We start from the raw sequence: 547 nt of genomic DNA, 5'->3' as shown, positions 1-547 counted from the left end.
GGCTCGACCAAGGTGTTTCTCGCCGATGAGGCCACCGGGCGCCCGGTGGTGCTGGCGTTGATGGATGCCAACACCGGCAACCCCATCACCCGTGCGGGCCACCGCGTACATGTCAGCGCCGATGCCGAACCGCTGACCCTGTGGCGCGCACGAACCGGCCGGGCCTACGCCGAAAAAGACCAGTTGGTCAGCCCCTTCCCCCACTAATACTCAACGAGGTCATTTCGTCATGGACGCTCCAGTCAGCGCTGTGCCCGAACCCACCCAACCATCCCGGCGCAAACAGGTTTTACGCCTGGGGCTGCTGACCCTGGCCGTGGCGGGCGGCGTGTGGTACGCCAGCCACTGGTGGCTGGTCAGCCGGTTTATCGAAGACACCGACGACGCCTATGTCGGGGCGGATGTGACGGTGATCAGCGCCAAAGTGCCGGGTTATATCAGCGAAGTGACGGTGCAGGACAACCAGTTCGTAAGGGCCGGCGACGTGCTGGCGCGCATCGATGTGCGCGACTACCGCACGGCCCTGGCCAAGGCCGACGGCGCCGTG

At 65.6% G+C, this 547-nt stretch carries 1 protein-coding gene and 1 pseudogene; both read left to right on the top strand.

Going from position 1 to position 547, the window contains the following annotated elements; translation table 11 throughout:
* Window positions 1-207, top strand: a pseudogene (locus tag HX846_RS28925) (transcriptional regulator); the annotation flags it as partial.
* 22 nt (window positions 208-229) lie between these two features.
* A partial coding sequence (locus tag HX846_RS28920) for a biotin/lipoyl-binding protein (RefSeq protein WP_178966644.1) occupies window positions 230-547 on the top strand: 318 nt, incomplete at its 3' end.

Source organism: Pseudomonas sp. K5002 (genome assembly GCF_013386655.1).
Taxonomy (GTDB): domain Bacteria; phylum Pseudomonadota; class Gammaproteobacteria; order Pseudomonadales; family Pseudomonadaceae; genus Aquipseudomonas.
This window is presented reverse-complemented; position numbering and strand designations above follow the sequence as displayed.